This is a genomic window from Saccharopolyspora sp. 6V (assembly GCF_020176785.1).
Taxonomy (GTDB): Bacteria; Actinomycetota; Actinomycetes; order Mycobacteriales; family Pseudonocardiaceae; genus Saccharopolyspora_C; species Saccharopolyspora_C gregorii.
In genome coordinates this window covers 39,358-61,728 of the sequence record NZ_JAIUKB010000042.1, presented here as the reverse complement: position 1 = coordinate 61,728, position 22,371 = coordinate 39,358, and the positions used below count along the sequence as shown (strand labels likewise).

The window sequence follows — 22,371 nt, the reverse complement described above, 5'->3', positions numbered from 1 at the left end:
CGCGTCAGCCGAGCACGGAGACCGCCAGCACCAGGGTGGTGGTGAGCTCGGCGCCCGCCCCGAGCACGTCGCCGGTGATGCCGCCGAAGCGCCGCCGCACGTGCGCGGTGAACCCGAGCAGCACCACGCAGGCCAGCAGCACCGCGGCCGCCCCCGACCAGGACGCCGCGAGCGCGCCCCCGGCCAGCAGCCCGGCCCACCAGCAGGCGACCAGCCACCACGGCTGGGTCCCCGCGACCAGCGCGCCCATGCCCTCCGGTCGCGCGGCCGGCAACCCGCGGCGGCAGCAGAGCACGAACGCACCCCGGCCCGCCGCGCACGCCAGCACTACCACCGCCCAGCGCCCGGACGCGGCGAGCTCGGCGAGCGCCGCCGCCTGCACGCCCACCGCGATGATCAGCGCGACCACCGCGAACGGGCCGGCGCCGCCGTCGCGCATCACCGCCAGCGCCCGCTCCGGCGGGCCGTAGCAGCCGAGGCCGTCGACGGTGTCGGCCAGCCCGTCCACGTGCATGCCCCGGGTGACCAGCACCAGCGCCGCCACGGTGAGCAGCCCGGCCAGCAGTCCCGGCGCGCCGAGCGCCGTCAGCGCCCACAGCAGCACCGCGCCGAACCCGCCGACCAGCGCGCCCACCAGCGGGGCGAGCGCGATGGCCTGGCGGCAGGCGCGGTCGTCGACCTCGCGGGCGGGCAGCGGCAGCACCGTCAGCCAGGACACCGCCAGCAGCAGCCCGTTCATCGGGCCGCGGCCGTTCCGGGGCAGGTCACAGCTCCTGGTCCTCCGGGTCGGGGCCGATGGCCTCGGCGGAGGTGGGGCCGCCGACGCCCGCCTCGCCGAACGTCGCCATCTCCGCCAGCACGCGCACCGCGGCCGACAGCACCGGCAGCGCGGTGACGGCCCCGGAGCCCTCCCCGAGGCGCATCTCCAGGTCGAGGATCGGGCTCAGATCGAGGTGTTCGAGCACCAGCGTCCCGCCCGGCTCGGCGGTGCGGTGCCCCGCCAGCCACCACTGGCGGGCACCGGGCGTGAGTTCCTCGGCGACCATCGCGGCGGCGCCGACGACGACGCCGTCCAGCAGCACCGGCGTCCGGCGCACCGCGGCCTGCGCGAGGAACCCGGCGAGCGCGGCGATGTCCGCGCCGCCGCTGGTGCGCAGCAGCGCCACCGGGTCGTCGAGCACCGGGCGGGCCCGGCGCAGCGCGTCCCGGATCGCGGCGGTCTTGCGCATCCACGCGTTGTCGTCGATCCCGGTGCCGCGCCCGACCACCGCCACCGGCTCGATGCCGGTGAGCGCGGCGATGAGCACCGCGGCCGGGGTGGTGTTGCCGATGCCCATGTCACCGGCGATGAGCAGGTCCGCGCCGGAATCGATCTCCTCGTCGGCGACGGCCTTGCCCAGTTCGACCGCGTCCCGCGCCTCGTCCGCGGTGAGCGCGTCCTCGCGGTCGATGGCCCCGGAACCGCGGCGGATCTTGCGCCCGGACACCGCGGGCGGGGTGTCGGCGTTCACCGCCACGTCCAGCACGCGCACGGTGGCGCCGTTCGCCCTGGCCAGCGCGTTCACCGCGGCACCGCCGTCGAGGAAGTTGCGCACCATCTGGCCGGTGACCTCGGCGGGATAGGCGGACACGCCGTGCTCGGCGACGCCGTGGTCCCCGGCGAAGATCACCACCCGGGCGCGTTCGAAGGGGCGCGGCGGGCAACTGCCCTGACGTCCCGCGACCCACACCCCGAGCTCTTCCAGCCTGCCGAGCGAACCGGCCGGTTTGGTCAGCTGCTCCTGCCGGGCCACCGCTTGCCGCCGCGCCTGCTCGTCCGGCGGCGGCACGGCGCCGAACCGGACCGGGGTGTTCTCGGGTGCGGTGGACAAGGGTTACCTCCGGGGTAGGGGCGGGTGGTCAGCGCAACCGGAGCGGGACTCCCGCGACGAGCAGCAGCACTGCGTCGCAGCGGTCGGCGAGCCGCGCGTTGAGCTCGCCGAGCCGGTCGCGGAAAAGTCTTCCAGAACTCGTGGCGGGCACGATTCCGAGCCCGACCTCCGCGGACACCAGCACCAGCCGGGCCGCGCAGCCCGCGACGGCCTCGACGAGCGCGGTGCAGCGGGCCGCGACCGCGTCGAGCGCCGCCGGGTCGCGGTCCCAGGCGCCCGCGTCGTCGAGCACCCCGGTCAGCCAGGTCGCGAGGTCGTCCACCAGCAGCGCGGGGCCGTCCGCGGGAGCGCCGCGCAGCAGTTCCAGCAGCGTCGCGGGGTCGCCGGCTTCGGCGGTCGTCCAGGTCGCAGGCCTGCGGACGACGTGCGCGGCGATCCGCTCGGTCCACTCGGCGTCGCCGGGGTCGTGCCGGGAGGTCGCGACGTAGGTGACGGGCTCCTCGGCGCCGAGCAGGCCCTCCGCGTGCGCGGACTTCCCGGAGCGGGCCCCGCCGAGCACCAGGGTGCGTGCGGACGCGGCCACCGGTGCACCTCCTGCGATCGGGTGAACGACTGCGGGAACCGTACCCGGGCCGGCGGTGCGCCGGGCCGGGCCGGGTCCGCTCAGGAGCGGGTTTCCCGCGGGTCCGCGGTGACCAGGTCGCCGAGCACCTCGTCGATGCGGTCCAGCACGTCCGCGCCGAGCTCCACGCCGGAGGCCGCGACGTTGTCGGCGACCTGCTCGGGCCGGGACGCGCCGACGATCGCCGCCGACACGTTCGGGTTCTGCAGCACCCACGCGATGGCGAGCTGCGCGGTGGACAGGCCCAGGTCGGAGGCGACCGGCTGCAGCCGCTGGACCGCGGAGAGCACGTCGTCCCGCATCCACCGCGAGATCATCTTCGCGCCGCCGCCCTCGTCGGTGGCGCGGGAGCCCGCGGGCGGCTGCTGCCCCGGCAGGTACTTGCCGGTGAGCACGCCCTGCGCGATCGGGGAGAACACGATCTGCCCGATTCCTTCGCGCTCGCTGACCGGCACCACCTGGGATTCGATGACGCGCCACAGCATCGAGTACTCCGGCTGGTTAGAGATCAGCGGCACCGACAGCTCGCGGGCCAGCTCGGCGCCGCGGGTGAGCTGCTCGGCGGACCACTCGGAGACGCCGATGTAGAGCGCCTTGCCCTGCCGCACCAGGTCGGCGAAGGCGGTCATCGTCTCCTCCAGCGGCACCGACGGGTCGAACCGGTGGGCCTGGTAGAGGTCGACGTAGTCGGTCTGCAACCGGCGCAGCGAGGCATTGCAGGACTCGATGATGTGCTTGCGACCGAGACCGCGATCGTTGGGGCCCTCACCGGTGGGGAAGTAGACCTTCGTGAAGATCTCCAGCCCTTCCCGGCGCTGCCCGGCCAGCGCCCGGCCGAGCACCGATTCGGCGCGGGTCCGGGCGTAGACGTCGGCGGTGTCGAAGGTGGTGATGCCCGCGTCGAGGGCGGCCCGCACGCAGGCGTGCGCGGCGTCCTCCTCGACCTGGGAGCCGTGGGTGAGCCAGTTGCCGTACGCGATCTCGCTGATGGACAGACCGCTGTTGCCGAGGCGTCGAAACTCCATGCCCGGACCCTATGCCGCGCGCGGACCCGGCGGCATCCGGCGGAATGCGGGGCGATCGAGGTCCGCCGCGGCGTCCAGCGGGGGCCGGGATCAGCCGATCTTGTGGAAGTCCTTCGGGGTGAGCCGCGGCCGCGGCACGCGCAGCCTGCGCAGCTGCATGGCCCGGGTGAACGCGTACCAGCCCAGCGACAGCGGCCGCTCGGTGGCGTCCGGGAACTTCGCGCGCACCCGCTTGTTCACGGCGCGGCCCAGCAGCGTGCCCTCGAACAGCATCGTCAGCAGCAGCACCAGGCACACCAGGGTGGCGTACTGCTGCACGAGCACGTTCTGCACGAGCGTGGTCACGAACACGACCAGCACCAGCGGCATGAACATGCCCATCATGTGCCTGCGGGTGTCGACGATGTCGCGCACGTACGCGCGCACGGGCCCGCGGTCGCGCGGCATCAGGTAGCGGTCGTCGCCGGCCATCATGCGCTCGCGGCGTTCCCGCGCGGCCTTGCGGCGCTCGTCCTTGTTGCCGCGGGCGCGCTTCATCGCCTCGCGCTGCGTCTTCGGCGGCGGCGCGACCGGGCCGCGGCGGCGGGTCTCGGCCTCGCGCCGCTTCGGCGTGGGACGGCCCTTGCCGGGAGTGCGGTCGCGGGCGGGTTCCGGCGCGACCTGGGCGCTCTCGGTGGAAGCGTCGTCGGTCGCGGTCTGCTCAGCGCTGCTGCGGCGAAGGAACCTCACCCCTCCAGGGTATTCGACGCCACTCGGCCGGGCGCACGTGACCGCGTGTTCGGGGAAGCGCCGGGCCGGACGCGTGCGGGTGCGAGGACGTTCACGTGGTTCCGCGCGCGGTCTGTGCCACCATGGAGGCTGGTAGACCAACACGACTCGCCTCCCGAGTCGCCCCTCCCCGGCGGGGAATACCTCGGGTCGGCGCCGACGTTGGACGTCACGCCGGAAGCGGACGAGCGAGACCTCTAGGGAGAGTCATGACCGCCCAGACGACGACTGAGAGCGAGGCGCCCTCGCACGGTGTCACCCTGACCGACTCCGCGGCGCAGAAGGCGAAGGCGCTGCTGGAGCAGGAGGGCCGCGATGACATGCACCTGCGCATCGCCGTCCAGCCCGGTGGCTGCGCCGGCCTGCGCTACCAGCTGTTCTTCGACGAGCGCTCGCTGGACGGCGACGCGCGGCGCGGCTTCGAGGGCCTCGACGTGGTCGTCGACCGGATGAGCGCCCCGTACGTGGAGGGCGCGGTGATCGACTTCGTGGACACCATCGAGAAGCAGGGCTTCACGATCGACAACCCGAACGCGGGCGGCTCCTGCGCCTGCGGCGACTCGTTCCACTGACCCGAACTCCGAACGGCCCGGCTCCCGCGCAGGAGCCGGGCCGTTCGCGTGCCGTCAGGGGGCCACGACGACCCGCACCTCCTCGTCGCCGAGGGCGACCAGGTCTCCCGGGGCGAGCTGGCGGCCGCGCCGGGTCTCGACCTCGTCGTTGACCAGCACCTCGCCCTCTTCCAGCAGGGCCTTCGCGTCGGCGCCGTGCTCGGCGAGGCCCGCCAGCTTCAGCAGCTGGCCCAGCCGGATGGTGCCTTCCCGGATCTCCACATCGCGCATGCCCGCATTCTCCGCCGGGGGCGCGGTGCGGTTCGCGGCCACCGGTCGCGAGTAGCGCGGGTCACGTTCCCGGCGAGGTGTGTCCGCCAAGCTCCGCGACGTTCGCGGTGACCTGCGGTGGAACGCGCGCGGCACCGCCGTTCCGGGTGAACGGGCAGGTCAGCGCTGGTGCCAATGGCGCATTGACTGGACGCGGGAAAGAACCTGTGATCGACGGGCAAGTACTCAATCGAGAAAGTTGCCCGATGCCTCTACCCGCATACGCCCTAGCGGTGGCGCTCGCCGCCACGTCCGTCGTGCCCGCGGCCGGGGCCATGACAGCTCCCGCCGCCCCCGAACCGGCCGCGGCACCCGTGGCCGGACCGATCGTGCAGCTGTTCCAGTGGCCCTGGGACTCCATCGCGCAGGAGTGCCGCAGCACCCTCGGACCGAAGGGCTTCGGCGCCGTCCAGGTGTCCCCGCCGCAGGAGCACGTGCGCCTCGACGGCGAGGACCACCCCTGGTACCAGGACTACCAGCCGGTGAGCTACCAGCTGGAGAGCAGGCGCGGGAACCGCGAGCAGTTCGCGGCCATGGTCTCCGCCTGCAACGACGCCGGGGTGCAGATCTACGCCGACGCGGTGGTCAACCACATGGCCGCCAGCGACGCGATCGGCAGCGCGGGCACCACGCACGAGAAGTACGTGTACCCGGGCCTGTACAGCGACGCCGACTTCCACGACTGCCGCCGCGACATCGCGAACTACGACGACAAGGGCGAGGTCCGCAACTGCGAGCTCGTCGGGCTCTCCGACCTCGCGACCGAGTCGGACTACGTGCGCTCCGCCGAGAAGGCCTACCTGAACGACCTGATCAGCCTCGGCGTCTCCGGTTTCCGCGTCGACGGCGTCAAGCACATGCCGCCGGAGGACGTCGGCGCGATCTTCGACGGGCTGGACGAGGTGCCCGGCACCGGTGCGCGGCCGTACGTGTTCCAGGAGGTCATCGCCGACCAGGCCACCTCGGCCGGGGAGTACGCCGGCAACGGAGACGTCACCGAGTTCGCCTACCACCACGAGGTCAGCGAGGCCTTCAAGAACGGTTCGCTCGCCGGTCTCAAGGACGTGGCCGACCACATGACGCTGCCCAGCGAGCAGGCCGTGGTGTTCATCGACAACCACGACACCCAGCGCAGCGAGCCGACGCTCACCTACAAGGACGGCACCGCCTACGACCTGGCGAACGCGTTCATGCTCGCCTTCCCGTACGGCACCCCGCAGCTGATCTCCGGGTTCGCCTTCGACGACCCGGACGCCGGCCCGCCCGCCGACTCCGAGGGCCGCACCAGCCCGGCGAGCTGCTCCGACCAGGCGTGGGTGTGCGAGCACGCGCGGCCGATCATCGCCGGCATGGCCGGGTTCCACCGCGAGGTGCAGGGCGCGGAGCTGACGAACTGGTGGGACGACGGGGCCGGCCGGGTCGCGTTCGGCCGCGGTGACGCCGGGTTCGTGGTGCTCAACCGCGAGGACGCGGCGATCGAGCAGCAGCCGTTCCAGACCTCGTTGCCCGCCGGGACCTACTGCGACGTGATGTCCGGTTCGCTGCAGGACGGGTCCTGCACCGGCGGCACCGTGGACGTCAACGAGGACGGCTGGCTGACGACCTCGGTGCCCGCGAACTCCGGTGTCGCGCTGCACGCCGGGGCCAAGCTGAGCTGACCCGCGCGAAGCGGAACGGCCGCTCCTTCCCGGTGGGAGGGAGCGGCCGTTCGACGTTGTCGCGCGGTCAGAGCTTGACCGGGTAGTACGGCTCCGGGACCTCGGGGGACAGCCGTCCCTCGACGAAGATGCCGTGCCAGATCATGAACACCAGCAGCGCCCACAACCGGCGGCTGTGGTCCAACACCCCGGACCGGTGCTCCTCCAGCAGCTGCAGGATCGCGGTCTTGTTCAGCAGCCGCTCGGTCTGCGACTGCTGGATGATGTTGCGCGCCCAGTCGTGCATCTCGTCGCGCAGCCAGTGCCGGATCGGCACCGGGAAGCCCAGCTTGCGGCGGTTGAGCACGTGCGCGGGCACGACCTGCTTCATCGCCTGGCGCAGCGCGTACTTCGTGGTCTCCGGGGTGATCTTCTGGTCCAGCGGGATGCCGCTGGCGACGCGGAACACCTCGTTGTCCAGGAACGGCACCCGCAGCTCCAGCGAGTTCGCCATCGTCACCTTGTCCGCCTTGACCAGGATGTCCCCGCGCAGCCAGGTGAACAGGTCCACGTGCTGCATCCGGGTCACCGGGTCCCAGCTCGCCGAGGAGCGGTACGGCGCGGCGGTCACGTCGCGGTGCGAGACGCCCGGGTCGAAGGCCGCCATCACGGCCTTGAGCTGGTCGTCCCGGAAGATCCGCGCGTTGCCGTAGTAGCGGTCCTCCAGCGACAGCGCCCCGCGGCGCAGCAGGTCCTTGCCGCGCACCCCGTCCGGGATCGCCGTGGAGACCTTGCCCATCGCCTTGCGCAGCGTGCCCGGCACCCGCTCGAACGGCGCCAGCGACAGCGGTTCCCGGTAGATCGTGTAGCCGCCGAACAGCTCGTCGGCGCCCTCGCCGGAGAGCACCACCTTCACGTGCTGGCGGGCTTCGCGGGCGATGAACCACAGCGGCACCAGCGCCGGGTCGGCCACCGGATCGTCCAGGTACCAGATGATCAGCGGCAGCGTCTCCATCATCTCCTCGGGGGAGACGGTGCGGATCACGTGCTTCACGCCGATCGCCGCGGCCGATTCGGCGGCCACGTCCACCTCGGAGTAGCCCTGCCGCTCGAACCCGGTCGTGAAGGTGATCAGGTTCGGGTTGTGCTCCTTGGCCAGGCAGGCGATCGCCGTCGAGTCGATGCCGCCGGACAGGAACGAGCCCACGGTGACGTCGGCGCGCATGTGCTTGGCGACCGAATCGCGCATGACGTCGACGATCTGGTCGTGCAGCCGTCGCGCGTCCGAGTCGTTGCGCACCGGCTTCGAGGTGAAGTTCGGCACGAAGTACCGCTCGGTGACCAGCCGGCCGCCGGGGGAGACGGTGAACGAGGTGCCCGACTCGATGCGCGAGATCTGGCGGTGCATCGTCTCCGGCTCCGGCACGTACTGGAGCGTGAGGTAGTGCTGCAGCGCCTTGTGGTCGATGTCCTCACCGATGCGCAGCGTCGTCGCCAGGCTCAGCAGCGACTTCTTCTCGCTGGCGAACGCGACGCCGCCGGGCCCGGACGCGTAGTACAGCGGCTTGATCCCGAACGGGTCGCGCGCGCCGAACACCACGCGTCGCTCGCTGTCCCAGATCAGGAACGCGAACATGCCGCGCAGCCGGCCGACCATCGCCGTGCCCAGGTAGTGGTAGGCGGCGACGATCACCTCGGTGTCGCCGTCGGTGTGGAAGCGGGCGCCGTAGTGCTCGGCGAGCTCGGCGCGCAGCTCCAGGTAGTTGTAGATCTCGCCGTTGAAGTTGATCGTGTAGCGGCCGGGGTTCTCCGGCGGGCCCCAGGTCAACGGCTGGTGCGAGTGCTCCAGGTCGATGATCGACAGCCGGTTGAAGCCGAAGACGACCTCACCGCCGTGCCAGGTGTCGCTCTCGTCCGGTCCCCGGTGCCGTTGGCAGGGCAGGGCTTTGGCCACGGCGTCGACGGCGAAACCGGCGTTCTCTTCAGTGGGACAGACAAGTCCAAGCAGGCCGCACACGCGTCCATGCACCTCTCGCGTCGGCGATGGGTCGGGCTCCGCCCCGCGTCCCGGTCGGGGATCTCGGCGGCGGGAGTCCCAGTATGCCGGGTGTGCCGCCGCGCTGTGCAGGCGCGGTGAGCGCGGGCGCGACCGCCGGGGCCGGGCGGTTGGTTCCCCGCGCGCGGGCGCGCGAGCCGCGGGAACCGGCGCCGCCGGGCAAGTCCACCGGTTCGAGTGGTCCCGCCCGCCGATCCGATCACCGCGGCGGGCGAGGACGATCTCGGTGATGTGCAGCGCACCTCGCCACCCCGGAGCAGTATCGCGGCTACTGCTGGGCTAGGCTCCCCCGCAGCATTCCGGCCGCGGGGCATGGTGGGTGCGCGTTGTGCCCAGAACCCGCGGCGACGGTGGGAACACGCAGCGAGGAGGCGTCGCGCAGTGGGCTTTCGGATGGGGAGCTTGCGGCAGGAACGTCTGGAGGAGGGGACCCGAGTGCCACGGCTGGTCAAAGTCGCCGGGCTGGCAGGCCTGGTCGCGGTCGCGGCCACGGGCTGTTCGACCGACGAGGTCCTGAGGTTCGGCTGGCCGGAGGGCGTCACCCCGCAGGCCGAGTCCATGCGGCAGCTGTGGACCTGGTCGGTGATCGCTGCGCTGGCGGTCGGCGTCCTGGTGTGGGGCCTGATGTTCTGGACGGTCGCCTTCCACCGCAAGAAGGGCGAGGAGCTGCCCCGGCAGTTCCAGTACAACGTGCCGCTGGAGGTCATCTACACCGCGGTGCCGTTCGTGATGGTCGTGGTGCTGTTCTACTTCACCGCCACCACCCAGAACTACGTGATGGCCAAGTCGGCCGATCCGGACGAGAAGGTCAACGTCGTCTCGTTCCAGTGGAACTGGGAGTTCAACTACCCGGACCACCGCACGCCGGACGGCCAGCCGGTCCGCACCGTCGGCAGCAGCAGCGAGATCCCGCTGCTGGTGCTGCCGACCGGATCGACGATCCAGTACAACCTGAGCTCCACCGACGTCATCCACTCGTTCTTCGTCCCCGAGTTCCACTTCAAGCGGGACACCTTCCCGCACCCGGACAAGAACGACCAGGAAGCCGTCTTCGAGAACACCATCGAACGCGAGGGTTCCTTCGTCGGGCGGTGCGCCGAACTGTGCGGCACCTACCACGCGATGATGAACTTCGAGGTCCGCGCCCTGTCGCCGGACAAGTTCGACCAGTACATCAACCTGCGTACGCAGACCAACCCGGCCACCGGCCAGTACTACACCGCCGCCGAGGCGTTGTCCCAGATGAACTGCGGTGAGCTGTGCGCGCCGCGGGCGGTGACCTCGGTCCCGTTCGACACCGACCGCACGTCCGGCTTGCCGTCCACCATCGGCGGCCGGCAAGCGGGCGACTGATCCCGGCAGGGCGTAGGGCGCGAGAGTGAGGAATCCATGAAGGTCGAAGCGAAGATCTTCAACATGATCACCGGCTTCTTCTTCCTGTCGGCGATCGTCTACGGGGTGTGGTCGCACGAACCCGTGGGCACGGTGGCCCTGATCCTGGTGGGCGGGTTGTCGCTGCTGATCGGCAGCTACTTCCAGTTCGTGGCGCGGCGCATCGAGCCGCGACCGGAGGACAACCCGGACGCCGAGATCAGCGACGGTGCGGGCGAGCTGGGCTTCTTCAGCCCCGGCAGCTACTGGCCCGTCGGGCTGGCGGCGGCCGCCGCGTTCGCCGGTATCGCGCTGGCGTTCTTCCACGTGGTGCTGATCGTGATCTCGATCGGCGTGCTGCTGATCATGGTCGCGGGTCTGGTGTTCGAGTACCACACGGGCCCGAACCACGACTGAGCTCCGCGACAGCGGACCGAGGCCCCTGGAACCCCCTGGTTCCGGGGGCCTCGTCGCGTCCGGGCGCGGGCGAGCGCGGCGGCGGGGGAGCCTAGGATCGGGGCGACGACGTCCCGCAGCCAGGAGGCCCTCCCGTGATCACCGCGATCGTGCTCATCCAGACCGTCGCCGACCGGCTGACCGAGGCCGCCCAGGAGGTCGCCGACATCGAGGGCGTCGCCGAGGTGTACTCCTGCGCCGGGGACGTGGACCTGATCGCGATCCTGCGGGTCGCGAACCACGAGGACATCGCCGACATCGTCCCCGGGAAGATCAACAAGGTGGCCGGGGTGCTCGACACCGACACCCACATCGCGTTCCGCTCCTACTCGCGCGAGGACACCGAGGCGACCTTCTCCATCGGCCTGGAGTGAGCCCCGCCGGGTGATCTCCACCGGGGCTCCTCCTCCCCGGCACGACGGACCCGTTCCCGCGACGGGCCGAAGGCGGGGACCGCGGGAACCCGGCTCGTGCGGGACTACCGGCGGAAAGCCGCCCAGCGGGTGAGGAGGTCGGCCGCGGCGCCGGAGTCGATGGCCCGCTCGGCGCGGGCGATGCCGGCGCGCAGCTGGACGTCCAGGTCCTCGCCGATGCCGTCGTGGGCGGCGAGGGCGCCCGCGGTGTTGAGCATCACCGCGTCCCGCACCGGGCCGCGGTCACCGGCGAGCAGCCGCCGCACCACCTCGGCGTTCACCTCGGCGTCGCCGCCGCGCAGCGCCTCGGGCGTGGTGCGCGGGACGCCCAGGTCCTCCGGGACGATGCGCTCCCGCCGGACCTGCCCGTCGCCGACGACCCAGCAGGTCGTGGTCGAGGTCGTGGTGATCTCGTCCATCCCGTCGTCCCCGGACACCAGCAGCACCGAGCTGCCGCGCGCCGCGAACACCTCCGCCATCACCGGCGCCATCCGCTGGTCCGCGCAGCCGATGAGCCCGCTGCTCGGCCGCGCCGGGTTGGTCAGCGGCCCGAGCACGTTGAACGCGGTGGGGATGCCGATCTCGCGGCGGGCACCGGCGGCGAACTTCATCGCCGGGTGGAACACCGGCGCGAAGCAGAACCCGATGCCGACCTCGGCGACGCAGTCCCGCACGCCCTCCGCGGGCAGGTCGATGGTGACGCCGAGGGTCTCCAGCACGTCGGCGGTGCCGCACTTCGACGAGGCGGCCCGGTTGCCGTGCTTGACGACCACCGCGCCGCAGGAGGCGAGCACGATCGCGGTCATCGTGGAGATGTTCACGCTGCCGGAGCGGTCCCCGCCGGTGCCGACCACGTCCACGGCCCGCCGGTCCACCTCCAGCGGCAGCGAGTGCGCGAGCATCGTGTCGGCCATGCCGCGGACCTCGGCCGCGGTCTCGCCCTTCGCGCGCAGCGCCACGACGAACGCGGCGACGCGGGCCGGGGTGGCCGCGCCGGTCATCACCAGGTCCATCGCCCACGCGGTGTCCTCGGCGGACAGATCGTTGCCCGCCACGAGGTGTCCGAGGAGTTCCGGCCAGCTACCCGACATGGTGCCCACGATTGTTCTCCGGGAGGTTCAGGCCCGCACCGCGGGTAGCGCGGTGCGGAGCAGTTCGGCGACCGTTTCGGCGGACGACAGCGGGTCCAGCGGGTGCACCAGCACCGCGTCGGCCTGCGACCAGGTCGCCAGCCACCGGTCGTCCCGCCTGCGCACGGTGAGCACGATGGGCGGGCAGTGCGCGATCTCGTTCTTCAGCTGCCGGGACACGCCCATGCCGCCGGTGGGCTGCGCCTCGCCGTCGAGGACGACCAGGTCGGCGCGGCCCGCGTCGACCTCGCTGAGCACGTCGGCGACCGACGCCGCCTCCACGTAGGTCACCCGGGGCAGGTCCGGCGACGGGCGCCTGCCGATCGCGTTGATGATCGATTCGCGCACTTCGGCCCGGTGGCTGAAGACCAGGACGGTGGTGGTCGACGTGCTCATCAGCTGCTCCTCGCTGGCCAGGCGGTCCGCGCACTGCGTCGCGGTGACCCGGCCCGATGACGAGAGGGTGTCCTCGATGACGGTGATCTCCGGATGCTAGCCGCTCAACGGGGGTGAGCAGTACCCGCCACGAGGTCGCGGCGCGGGTGCTCAGCCGGACTGCAGCGCCACCCAGCCGACGGCGCGTCCGCCGAGCCGCTGGGCCAGTCCGGCCATCCGGGCGTTCTCCTGTGAGCAATGCAACGCGTCGAGTTTCTGCACACGCTCCGCGAACAGGGGCTCCTCGCCGGGCGCCGGTGCGGTGCCGAAGGCCGCCTGCTCCGCCTCGGGGGCGGGCCGCAACCGCCAGCCGTCCGGTTCCAGCAGTTCAGCGGCCTGTGCGACGGCTCCGGGCGGCAGCAGCAGGTGGTGGCGCAGCACGGCGGCACCCGCCTCGACCCACTCCGGGGAGCGGGCGAGGACCGCGGACGCGGCCTCCGCGTCGTCGAACGCGCTGACCACGACGATCAGGTCCGAATCGTCCCAATCCGGCGCGGCGGGCCCCGCTGACCGGGCGCGTAAGCCCAGACGGGACAAAACGCTGCGGAAATTAATCACGATGAGTTACCTCCAGGTCGCGATCCGATCACCGACGAGCCACGCCCGGGACCCGAGGGCGCAGCGGGAAAACGCACGGGACATAATGCGTCGCGTGACAACGGCAGCGCCCTCAATCAGTCAACGCGTGCACTCGCTGAACCGGCCGAACATGGTCAGCGTCGGCACCATCGTTTGGTTGGCCAGCGAGCTGATGTTCTTCGCTGGACTCTTCGCCATGTTCTTCACGGTGAAGGCGCAGAACGAGGGTGCGTGGCCACCGCCGCCCAGCGAGCTGAACATCGCATACGCCCTCCCCTTCACGGTGATCCTGGTGGCGTCCTCGTTCACCTGCCAGTGGGGTGTGTTCGCGGCCGAGCGCGGCGACGTGTTCGGCCTGCGCCGCTGGTACGTGGTGACGCTGATCATGGGCACGATCTTCGTGCTGGGACAGGCCGGCGAGTACTACACGCTGGTCACCGCGCACCACACGACGATCGCCTCGTCGGCGTTCGGCACGGTGTTCTTCATGACGACCGGCTTCCACGGCCTGCACGTCATCGGCGGGCTCATCGCCTTCGTGTTCCTGCTCATCCGAACCAAGCTGAGCAAGTTCACCCCGGCACAGGCCATCGCGGCGATCGTCGTGTCGTACTACTGGCACTTCGTCGACATCGTCTGGATCGGACTGTTCGCCGTGATCTACCTCGTTCCGTGATCCACCGGCCCCACCGGGCCGCCACGTAACACCCCGAACCTGACAGCAAGGGTTGCCGCACTCATGACCACCATCAAGAAACGGAACCGCGCGGGATCCAAGTTCCGGCGCAGGCTCTCCGGTGTCCTCGCGCTCGGGATCGCCTTGGTCGGCGCGGGCGGGCTGTACACCGTCCTGACCCCCGAGCCGCAGACCGCGCACGCCGCGGCGGACCCGGCGCTGGTCAGGCAGGGCGAGCAGCTCTACAACAACGCGTGCATCAGCTGCCACGGCGCGAACCTGGGCGGCGTGAAGGACCGCGGCCCGAGCCTGGTCGGCGTCGGCGAGGCCGCCGTCCACTTCCAGGTCTCCTCCGGCCGCATGCCGATGGTCCGCCAGGAAGCCCAGGCGATCCGCAAGCCGGCGAAGTTCTCCCCCGAGGAGATCGACGCGATGGCCGCCTACGTGCAGACCTACGGCGGGGGCCCCGAGTCCCCGGACACCACCGGAGCCGCCGCCACCGGCGACTCCTCGCGAGGCGGTGAGCTGTTCCGGCTCAACTGCGCCTCCTGCCACAACTTCACCGGACGCGGCATCGCGATGTCGTCCGGCAAGTTCGCGCCCAGCCTCGACGCTCCCACCGAGCAGCAGATCTACGAGGCGATGCTCACCGGGCCGCAGAACATGCCGAAGTTCTCCGACCGGCAGCTCACGCCGGAGGAGAAGAAGGACATCATCGCGTACGTCAAGTCCGTGACGAACAACAACAACAACCCGGGTGGCAGCTCCCTCGGCGGCTTCGGCCCCGCCTCGGAGAGCGTCATCGCCTGGGTCGTCGGACTCGGCGCGCTGATCGGCGTCACCCTGTGGATCGGAGCCAGGGCATGAGTGCAAGTGACACCCCGCGGGACGAGGGGCACGAAACCCCCAGGCGGGACTACACCGAGGCCGAACTGGCCGAGATGAGCCGCGACGAGAAGATGCGGCTCGGGCTGGCGCTGGACGGCGTCGAGCTCCTCCACTACGAAGATCCGTTCCCGGTGGAGAACACCCGCGCCGAGAAGCGGGCCGAGCGCGCGGTCGCGGCCTGGTTCGCGCTGGCCGGGCTCTCCGCGATCGCCTTCATCGCCGTGTTCGTGTTCTGGCCCTGGGGCTACGTGACCCCGCAGCAGGGCGGCCGCGAGTACTTCCTCTACAACCTGTACACGCCGCTGGTCGGCCTGTTCCTCGGCCTGTCGATCTTCGCGATCGGCGTCGGCGTGGTGCTCTACGCGAAGCGGCTCATCCCGCACGAGGTCGCGATCCAGCAGCGCCACGACGGGCACGGCTCCGAAGAGGTCGACCGGCAGACGACCACCGCGATCCTCGCCGACACCGGCGTGCGCAGCGGTTTCGCCCGGCGTTCCATGATCCAGCGCACGCTCGCCTTCAGCGGTGCCGTGCTCGGCCTGGGCACCGGCGTCATCGCCATCGGCGGCTTCATCCGCAACCCGTGGGCGACCGAGGGACCCGACTCCCTCAAGCACACGGCGTGGATGAAGGAGGGCGACGAGAAGGTCTACCTGCGGCGCGACACCGGCGACCCGCACGACGTGTCGCTGCTGCGCCCGGAGGACATCGACGCGGGCGGCTTCGAGACGGTCTTCCCGTTCCGCGAGTCCGACCGCGAGGACGAGCACAAGCTCGTCTCGGTGCTGCGCCGCAGCGACGCCCCGGTGATGCTCATCCGGCTCCGGCCGGGCAGCGCTCCGATCAAGCGCAAGGGCCAGGAGGACTTCAACTACGGCGACTACTACGCTTACTCGAAGGTGTGCACCCACGTGGGCTGCCCGACCTCGCTGTTCGAGCAGCAGACCGGTCGCCTGCTCTGCCCGTGCCACCAGTCGCAGTTCGACGTGGTCAACACTTACGCCAAGCCGGTCTTCGGTCCGGCCACCCGTTCCCTGCCGCAGCTACCGATCACGGTGGATGAAGAGGGATATTTCGTGGCCAGGCACGACTTCATCGAGCCGGTCGGCCCAGCGTACTGGGAGCGCAACTCATGAGTTCGATCACGACGCCCACCAAACCGGAGAGCAAGCTCTACCGGAAGGCGGCCTCCGCGGCCGACGAGGCGGACAAGCGCTACAACATGGCGCCGGGCATCCGCCGCCAGTTGAACAAGGTCTTCCCGACGCACTGGTCGTTCCTGCTCGGCGAGATCGCGCTCTACACCTTCATCATCCTGATCCTGACCGGGATCTACCTCACGATGTTCTTCGACCCCTCCATGGAGGAGGTCACCTACGACGGGGTGTTCCGGAACCTGCAGGACGTCGAGATGTCCAAGGCGTTCGCGAGCACCCTCGACATCTCGTTCGAGGTCCGCGGCGGCCTGTTCATCCGGCAGCTGCACCACTGGGCGGCGCTGCTGTTCGTGGCCGGGATGATGGCCCACATGTTCCGGATCTTCTTCACCGGTGCGTTCCGGCGCCCGCGTGAGGGGAACTGGGTCATCGGCTCGCTGCTGCTGATCCTGGGCATGTTCGAGGGCTTCTTCGGCTACTCGCTGCCGGACGACCTGCTCTCCGGTACCGGCGTCCGCGCCACCATGTCCGGCATCGTGCTGTCCATCCCGGTGCTCGGCACCTGGATGCACTGGGCGCTGTTCGGCGGGGAGTTCCCCGGCACGGAGATCATCCCGCGGCTGTACATCCTGCACGTGCTGGTGCTGCCCGGGATCATGCTCGGTCTGGTCGCGGCGCACCTGGCGCTGGTCTGGTACCAGAAGCACACGCAGTTCCCCGGGCCGAAGCGCAAGGAGTCGAACGTCGTTGGCATCCGCATCATGCCGACCTTCGCGCTCAAGAGCGGTGCGTTCTTCGCGCTGACCACCGGCATCCTGGCGATCATGAGCGGTGTCTTCCAGATCAACGCGATCTGGAACCTCGGGCCGTACATCGGCTCGCAGGTCTCCGCCGCCTCGCAGCCGGACTGGTACCTGATGTGGGCGGACGGCATCCTGCGGATCTGGCCGGCCTGGGAGCTCTACATCGGGCCGTACACGGTGCCGCCGGTGTTCTTCTGCGGTGCGCTGGGCATGGGCATCATGTTCACGCTGCTCATCGCGTACCCGATGATCGAGCGCAAGCTCAGCGGGGACGACGCGCACCACAACCTGCTGCAGCGTCCGCGGGACAACCCGGTACGCACGAGCCTCGGCATGATGGCGCTGGCGTTCTTCGGCGTGCTGATGGTGTCCGGCATGAACGACGTGATCGCGTTCGAGCTGAACATCTCGCTGAACGCGATGACGTGGGGCGGCCGCATCGGTCTGCTGCTGCTGCCGCCGCTGGCCTACTGGGTGACCTACCGGATCTGCCTGGGCCTGCAGCGCTCGGACCGCGAGGTGCTGGAGCACGGCGTGGAGACCGGCATCATCAAGCGGCTGCCGCACGGCGAGTTCATCGAGGTGCACCAGCCGCTCGGCCCGGTCGACTCGCACGGCCACCCCGAGGAGCTGCCGTACCAGGGCGCTTCGGTGCCGAAGAAGATGAACAAGCTCGGTGCCGCGGGCACCCCCGTCGAGGGCAGCTGGCTCAAGCCGGACCCGGCGGAGGAGACCGAGGCGCTGGCGCGGGCGCGCGCCGAGAACGAGCGCCTGGCGCACGAGGAGCGGGAGCAGCGCGAGCTGGTCTCCGGCGGGAAGCCGCAGCAGCCCTCCGAGTGAGCCGCACGCACGGCTGAACGGCCCGGTGCCCCCAGGGGTGCCGGGCCGTTCGCTCGTTCGAGGACCGGTCGGTCAGTCGGCGGCCGGGTACGGGGCCCTGGCCTTGGCGGCCCGCTCCAGCCACTCCCGCCAGGACGCCGCGGAACCGGCCGGTTCCGACCACGGCTGCGCGCAGCGGACCAGCCGGGTGCCGCCGGTGGTCAGCCAGCGGTGCACCACCCGCACCTCGTCGGCGGGGGCGCCGCGCAGCGGCCCCGGCTCGGGCAGCACCGTCTCCGCGGCGGCCTGCAGCGCGTCGACCACCGGCATCGGCGGCACCCCGCGGCGCGCGTTCCCGGCGGCGGCGAGCCTGCCGTGGCGGACCACCGCCAGCTGCCAGCCGCCGGAACCGTCGGGGCGGGCGGCGACCAGTTCGGGCACCGCCGCCAGCGCCGCCCAGCGCTGCGCCCGGTCCAGCGCCCGCACCAGCTCGGCGAGCCGGTCGCGGGCCGCGGCGGCGTCCTCGAAGCGCTCCTCGGCGGAGAAGCGGCCCAGTTCCGCGCGCAGCCGGTCGAGCAGCCCACCGGGTTCCCAGCGGGGCGAGCCGGAGATCACCTCGCGCACCGAGATCACCTCCGGTGCGTACTCCTCGACGCCCTGCAGCCCGGCGCACGGTGCCGCGCAGCGCCCCAGCTCGTGCAGCGCGCACGGGCGGCCGCGCTGGTCGCGCGCCGGGATCCGCTCGGTGCAGCGGCGCAGCGAACCGCCCGCGTGCAGGGCCTCCACCGCCGCCGCGGCCGCGGTGCGGGAGCGGAACGGGCCGAGCGCGCCGTCGCGGGCGGTGCGCACGATCGACAGCCGCGGGAACGCCTCCTCGGTGAGCACCACCCACCAGGTGCGCTTCGGGAACTTGGAGCGGCGGTTGTAGCGGGGCTGGTGCGCGCCGAGCAGCCGCAGCTCCCGCACCTCGGCCTCCAGCGGGTGCGCGCACTCGACGTGGTCCACCCGCTGCGCGAGCCCCGCCATCTCCTTGACGCGGGCGCGGCGTTCCCCGGCGGTGAAGTACTGCCGGACCCGGCGCTGCAGGTCGGAGGCGGTGCCGACGTAGAGCACCTCCTCGTTCGGGCCGCGGAACAGGTACACGCCAGGGGCGTGCGGCAGCGGGTCGGCGAGGCCGCGGTTGCGGCGCTGCTGCGGGGTGACGTCGGGCAGGTGCTCCAGCAGTTCCGGCACGGTCCGCACCCCCAGCGGCCCGAGGCGCTCCAGCAGCGCGTGCAGCACGTCGACGGTGGCGCGGGCGTCGTCGAGGGCGCGGTGCACCGGGGTGGTGCGGGCGTGCAGCACCCGGGCGAGGGTGCCGAGCTTGTGGTTCGGCGTCTCGTCCTTGCTCAGCACCCGGCGGGCGAGCTTCGCGGTGCACAGCACGGCCGGCTTCGGCCACGCGACGCCGAGCCGTTCGCACTCGGCCCGCAGGAATCCCACGTCGAACGGGGCGTTGTGCGCGACGAGCACCGCGTCCCGGGCGAACTCCAGGAACGCGGGCAGCACCGAGTCGAACCGGGGAGCGCCGTGCACCATCGCCTGGGTGATGCCGGTGATCGAGACGACCATCGGCGGGATCTCGCGCCCGGGGTCGACGAGGGTGCCGAACTCGCCGAGGACCTCGCCGCCGCGCACCTTCACCGCGCCGATCTCGGTGACGGTGTCCTGCCGGGAGCTGCCGCCGGTGGTCTCCAGGTCGACGACGACGAAGGTGGCGCGGTGCAGCGGGAGTTCGTCGTCGATCTCGTCGAAGGTCAGCTGCCCGGTCATCGCGTGCACGCTACGACGGGTCCCCGACAACCTCCGGATCGGGTGAACGGGGAGCGGCCGACTAGCCTGGGGGCGTGGTTCCGCCGACGTCGGGTGCTGACTCCCCGCGCACCGAAGAGTCTGCTGTGGACGGTCCGCGGCAGGCGCCGGTCGGTGCCCCGGAGACCGGTCTCGACCAGTCCGCACCGGAACGGTCCGGGGAGTACGGCGCCGAGGACCCGGAGGAGCTGCCCGCACCGGTGCGCGCCCGGCTCGCCGAGCTGGCGGCGGAGGCCCTCGACGACGTGCGGCCCTCGGACGTGCCCGCCCCGCTGCGACCGGTGGTCCGGTTCGCCCCGGCGAAGCGCGCGAAGCTCGGCCAAGGCCCGCTCGTGGCGGCGCTGCGGGACTCCCCGGTGTTCCGCACCGCGGTCGTCGATTGGTGCCGGGAGAACCGCCCTGAGGGCCTGGACGGGGTGCACCCGGACCCGGTGGTGGTGGCCGCGGCGGGGGTGCTGCTGGCGCTGCCGAACACGGGCCACTACCTGGAGCTGGTCGCGTTCCGCGTGGAGCAGGGCCGGTTGCGCGGCGAGCGGGATTCGGCGCAGGCCCGCGCCCAGCGCCTCGCCGGGGAGGTGGACCGGTTGCAGGCCGAGCTGGCCGAGGCCCGCCGCGCCGGGGAACGGGCCGGAGACGAGTCCGGTTCGGAGGCCGACCGGCTGCGCAAGCGGCTGCGGGAGCAGGGCGTGCGGCTCAAGGAGGCCAAGGACGACGCGCAGGCGGCCCGGGCGGAACTCGCCGAGGCGCACGAGCGGATCGGTTCGGAGCTGGCGGAGCTGCGCGCGCAGCGGGACCGGGAGCGCGCCCGCGCGCAGGAGGAGCGGGACCGCGCGCAGCGCGCGGCGGCCGAGACCGAGGTGGCCCGCCAGTCGGCCCGGGAGGCCCGCCAGGGCGACGAGGTCCGGATCTCGCTGCTGCTGGAGACGATGGAGGGCGCGCTCGGCGGGCTGCGCCGGGAGCTGCGCGCGGTCGGCCACGGGCCGCGCCCGGCGGACGTGGTGCAGCGGGTGCGGCCGGATTCGGGGGAGACGGGCCGGGTCGCCGACGCGGCGGCGTTGGACCGGTTGCTGGCGCTGCCCGCGGTGCACCTGATCGTCGACGGCTACAACGTGACGAAGACCGGCTACCCGGACCTGCCGCTGGCCGACCAGCGCAACCGGCTGGCGCACCAGCTGGCCGCGCTGGCGGCGCGCACCGGTGCCGAGGTGACGGTGGTGTTCGACGGGGCGGACGTGCTGTCGGTGCCGACGGCGGGCCCGCGCGGGGTGCGGGTGATGTTCAGCCCGCCCGGGGTGATCGCGGACGACGTGATCCGGGAACTGGTGGTGGCCGAGCCGCAGGGCAGGCAGCTGGTGGTGGCGACCTCGGACCGCGCGGTGGTCACGTCGGTGCGGCGCACGGGCGCGTACGCGGTGGCGTCGGCGGTGCTGCTGGAGCGCCTGAACCGGGTGTGAGGCCGGGGGCGTGGTGGATCTCATAGCGCGATCTTCCGGTGCGCTGGGCTGATCCGGTCCGGGCCGACCCTTCGGGGAGCCGCTGGTCAGAAGATCGGGCCATCTGATCACGCTCCGCGTATGAAGATAATCCCATTGTGCTATTGCGCAGTGTTCAGAAGAATTACCCCCCCTCTTCTAGACGTCACGCTTCACCTTTCGTAGCCTTACCGCGTCTTCGCGGCGATCAGCGACCCACTCCGGGTCCTCCGCGAAGCGCCGCCGAATCGGCTAGTCGGGGAGCCGAACCGGGACCTGCCCCCGTGGGGTGAGCGGGCGCCGCAACGCGCCCGGAGTCCGGGATCGCTCCGGACCACCCCTGCGTTCTCGGTAGGCGGTCGACAACGAAGGAGCTATGCGCGACGTGGCGTCGCACCGATTGAAGCGCACGATGCGCGGAGCCCTGGCGGCCTCGGCGGTCGCCGCCGCCGTCAGCATGACCTCCGCGCCGGCGATCGCAGACCCCCAACTCCCCGACAACGCCTCGGACGCGGCCAAGCAGGTGCGCGAGCTCTCGCACCAGGCCGAAGTCGTCACCGAGGACTACAAGAAGGCCGAGGACGACCACGCGGCCAAGAAGGCGGAGCTCGACCGCTCCACCGCCGAGGCGGACCAGGCCGAGCAGGTCGCCGCGCAGGCCCGGGTCGAGGAAGAGCGCTTCCGCGGCCAGGTCGACCAGCTGACCACCGCCTCCTACCAGGGCGCCCGGCTGAACAAGCTCTCCGCGCTGCTGGTGAGCGAATCCCCGAACGACTTCCTCGACCGCGCCTCCGCGCTGGACGTGCTGGCCAAGGACAACAACGACGCGATCAAGCGCCTGTCCGCCGCGGTGCACCAGGCCGAGGACGCCACCAAGCGCGCCCAGGACGCCCGCAACCAGGCGGCCCAGGCCGAGGCCGACGCGGCCCGCATCCAGGACGAGATCGGCCGCAAGAAGGCCGACATGGACGCGCAGATCGCCAAGGTCAAGGAGCGCTACGCCGAGCTCACCGAGGACGAGCAGTCCTCGCTGACCGGTGGCGGCGAGACCGACTACGAGTTCGCGGGCGGCAGCGGCTCGGCCGCCGCAGCGGTCACCGCGGCGCTGAGCAAGCAGGGCTCGTCGTACGTCTACGGCGCCAAGGGTCCGAGCACCTTCGACTGCTCCGGCCTGATGCAGTGGGCCTACAAGCAGGCGGGCGTGAGCATCGGCGGCTCGACCAAGTCGCAGGTCACCGAGGGCAAGAGCGTCTCGGCCAGCCAGCTCCAGCCCGGCGACCTGATCTTCTACTACAGCCCGGTCAGCCACGTCGCGATGTACGTCGGCAACGGCAAGGCCGTGCACGCCCCCACCGAGGGCGACGTGGTGAAGGTCGCCAAGTACGACAGCATCGCCCCGGTCAACTCGATCCGGCGCGTCGCGGGCTGATTCCTGCGGCACCGCGCGGAACGCACGCGAGG

The 22,371-nt window shown here is 71.7% G+C and carries 22 protein-coding genes; 11 read left to right on the top strand and 11 right to left on the bottom strand.

All coding sequences use genetic code 11. The features are described 5' to 3' along the window. Nucleotides 1-4: 4 nt before the first annotated feature. The 5 genes from cobS to LCD35_RS10015 form a co-directional block, all read right to left on the bottom strand. Nucleotides 5-739, bottom strand: a complete 735-nt coding sequence (gene cobS / locus LCD35_RS10035; RefSeq protein WP_224955302.1) for an adenosylcobinamide-GDP ribazoletransferase — start codon at nt 737-739, stop codon at nt 5-7. Nucleotides 740-764: 25 nt separating this feature from the next. Further along, nucleotides 765-1,871, bottom strand: coding sequence for a nicotinate-nucleotide--dimethylbenzimidazole phosphoribosyltransferase (gene cobT, locus LCD35_RS10030; RefSeq protein ID WP_224955303.1), 1,107 nt, complete (start codon nt 1,869-1,871; stop codon nt 765-767). 28 nt (nt 1,872-1,899) lie between these two features. Then, nucleotides 1,900-2,454: a bifunctional adenosylcobinamide kinase/adenosylcobinamide-phosphate guanylyltransferase gene (locus LCD35_RS10025; protein ID WP_224955304.1), complete on the bottom strand. Its 555-nt coding sequence runs from the start codon at nt 2,452-2,454 to the stop codon at nt 1,900-1,902. A gap of 80 nt (nt 2,455-2,534) precedes the next feature. Continuing rightward, complete coding sequence (locus LCD35_RS10020) at nt 2,535-3,518, bottom strand: aldo/keto reductase family protein (protein ID WP_224955305.1); 984 nt, start codon at nt 3,516-3,518, stop codon at nt 2,535-2,537. Nucleotides 3,519-3,608: 90 nt separating this feature from the next. Further along, entirely contained in the window at nt 3,609-4,247 is a 639-nt protein-coding gene (locus LCD35_RS10015; RefSeq protein WP_224955306.1) for a DUF3043 domain-containing protein, read from the bottom strand. A gap of 248 nt (nt 4,248-4,495) precedes the next feature. Between LCD35_RS10015 and LCD35_RS10010 the strand changes: the two genes are divergently transcribed. Next, the gene (locus LCD35_RS10010) at nt 4,496-4,858 is read left to right on the top strand and encodes an iron-sulfur cluster assembly accessory protein (protein WP_224955307.1); all 363 of its coding nucleotides are present in this window, start codon (nt 4,496-4,498) and stop codon (nt 4,856-4,858) included. A gap of 54 nt (nt 4,859-4,912) precedes the next feature. On the opposite strand, the gene LCD35_RS10005 is transcribed toward LCD35_RS10010, so the two are convergent. Then, nucleotides 4,913-5,128, bottom strand: a complete 216-nt coding sequence (locus LCD35_RS10005; RefSeq protein ID WP_225044074.1) for an RNA-binding S4 domain-containing protein — start codon at nt 5,126-5,128, stop codon at nt 4,913-4,915. 245 nt (nt 5,129-5,373) lie between these two features. On the opposite strand from LCD35_RS10005, the gene LCD35_RS10000 reads away from it, so the two are divergent. After that, entirely contained in the window at nt 5,374-6,825 is a 1,452-nt protein-coding gene (locus LCD35_RS10000) for an alpha-amylase family protein (protein ID WP_224955309.1), read from the top strand. Between the two features lie 67 nt (nt 6,826-6,892). On the opposite strand, the gene asnB is transcribed toward LCD35_RS10000, so the two are convergent. Further along, nucleotides 6,893-8,821 carry an asparagine synthase (glutamine-hydrolyzing) gene (gene asnB / locus LCD35_RS09995; RefSeq protein WP_224955310.1) on the bottom strand — a complete coding sequence of 643 codons (1,929 nt, stop codon included), beginning with the start codon at nt 8,819-8,821 and terminating at the stop codon, nt 6,893-6,895. Between the two features lie 432 nt (nt 8,822-9,253). Here asnB and LCD35_RS09990 point away from each other — a divergent pair, with 432 nt between their 5' ends. From LCD35_RS09990 to LCD35_RS09980, 3 genes are all read left to right on the top strand, one after another. Further along, nucleotides 9,254-10,213, top strand: a complete 960-nt coding sequence (locus LCD35_RS09990; RefSeq protein WP_224955356.1) for a cytochrome c oxidase subunit II — start codon at nt 9,254-9,256, stop codon at nt 10,211-10,213. Nucleotides 10,214-10,249: 36 nt separating this feature from the next. Beyond that, nucleotides 10,250-10,648, top strand: coding sequence for a cytochrome c oxidase subunit 4 (locus tag LCD35_RS09985; RefSeq protein ID WP_224955311.1), 399 nt, complete (start codon nt 10,250-10,252; stop codon nt 10,646-10,648). Between the two features lie 134 nt (nt 10,649-10,782). Beyond that, nucleotides 10,783-11,061, top strand: coding sequence for an Lrp/AsnC family transcriptional regulator (locus LCD35_RS09980; protein ID WP_224955312.1), 279 nt, complete (start codon nt 10,783-10,785; stop codon nt 11,059-11,061). A 104-nt stretch (nt 11,062-11,165) separates the two neighbouring features. Here the strand turns inward: LCD35_RS09980 and trpD are convergent, their stop codons facing one another. From trpD to LCD35_RS09965, 3 genes are all read right to left on the bottom strand, one after another. Next, the gene (trpD, locus tag LCD35_RS09975; RefSeq protein WP_225044078.1) at nt 11,166-12,191 is read right to left on the bottom strand and encodes an anthranilate phosphoribosyltransferase; all 1,026 of its coding nucleotides are present in this window, start codon (nt 12,189-12,191) and stop codon (nt 11,166-11,168) included. A gap of 27 nt (nt 12,192-12,218) precedes the next feature. Then, on the bottom strand, nt 12,219-12,626 hold the full coding sequence (locus LCD35_RS09970; protein ID WP_224955313.1) for a hypothetical protein: 408 nt from the start codon (nt 12,624-12,626) through the stop codon (nt 12,219-12,221). Nucleotides 12,627-12,776: 150 nt separating this feature from the next. Continuing rightward, nucleotides 12,777-13,136 (bottom strand): hypothetical protein, encoded by a 360-nt coding sequence (locus LCD35_RS09965; RefSeq protein WP_224955358.1) that lies wholly within the window; start codon nt 13,134-13,136, stop codon nt 12,777-12,779. A 265-nt stretch (nt 13,137-13,401) separates the two neighbouring features. Here LCD35_RS09965 and LCD35_RS09960 point away from each other — a divergent pair, with 265 nt between their 5' ends. From LCD35_RS09960 to LCD35_RS09945, 4 genes are all read left to right on the top strand, one after another. Further along, a complete protein-coding gene (locus tag LCD35_RS09960) occupies nt 13,402-13,920 on the top strand; it encodes a heme-copper oxidase subunit III (RefSeq protein ID WP_224955359.1) in 519 nt (172 codons plus the stop codon). Nucleotides 13,921-13,983: 63 nt separating this feature from the next. Continuing rightward, nucleotides 13,984-14,787, top strand: a complete 804-nt coding sequence (locus LCD35_RS09955; RefSeq protein ID WP_224955314.1) for a c-type cytochrome — start codon at nt 13,984-13,986, stop codon at nt 14,785-14,787. Next, nucleotides 14,784-15,944, top strand: coding sequence for a ubiquinol-cytochrome c reductase iron-sulfur subunit (locus LCD35_RS09950; RefSeq protein WP_224955315.1), 1,161 nt, complete (start codon nt 14,784-14,786; stop codon nt 15,942-15,944). Before LCD35_RS09955 ends, LCD35_RS09950 begins: the two co-directional genes overlap by 4 nt. Next, nucleotides 15,941-17,608 carry a cytochrome bc complex cytochrome b subunit gene (locus tag LCD35_RS09945; RefSeq protein ID WP_304612899.1) on the top strand — a complete coding sequence of 556 codons (1,668 nt, stop codon included), beginning with the start codon at nt 15,941-15,943 and terminating at the stop codon, nt 17,606-17,608. Before LCD35_RS09950 ends, LCD35_RS09945 begins: the two co-directional genes overlap by 4 nt. 72 nt (nt 17,609-17,680) lie before the next feature. On the opposite strand, the gene LCD35_RS09940 is transcribed toward LCD35_RS09945, so the two are convergent. After that, nucleotides 17,681-19,399 carry a DEDD exonuclease domain-containing protein gene (locus tag LCD35_RS09940; protein ID WP_224966979.1) on the bottom strand — a complete coding sequence of 573 codons (1,719 nt, stop codon included), beginning with the start codon at nt 19,397-19,399 and terminating at the stop codon, nt 17,681-17,683. A gap of 74 nt (nt 19,400-19,473) precedes the next feature. On the opposite strand from LCD35_RS09940, the gene LCD35_RS09935 reads away from it, so the two are divergent. After that, nucleotides 19,474-20,892 (top strand): NYN domain-containing protein, encoded by a 1,419-nt coding sequence (locus tag LCD35_RS09935; protein ID WP_374108061.1) that lies wholly within the window; start codon nt 19,474-19,476, stop codon nt 20,890-20,892. Nucleotides 20,893-21,286: 394 nt separating this feature from the next. Beyond that, nucleotides 21,287-22,339 carry an NlpC/P60 family protein gene (locus LCD35_RS09930; protein WP_224966978.1) on the top strand — a complete coding sequence of 351 codons (1,053 nt, stop codon included), beginning with the start codon at nt 21,287-21,289 and terminating at the stop codon, nt 22,337-22,339. Nucleotides 22,340-22,371: the final 32 nt, after the last annotated feature.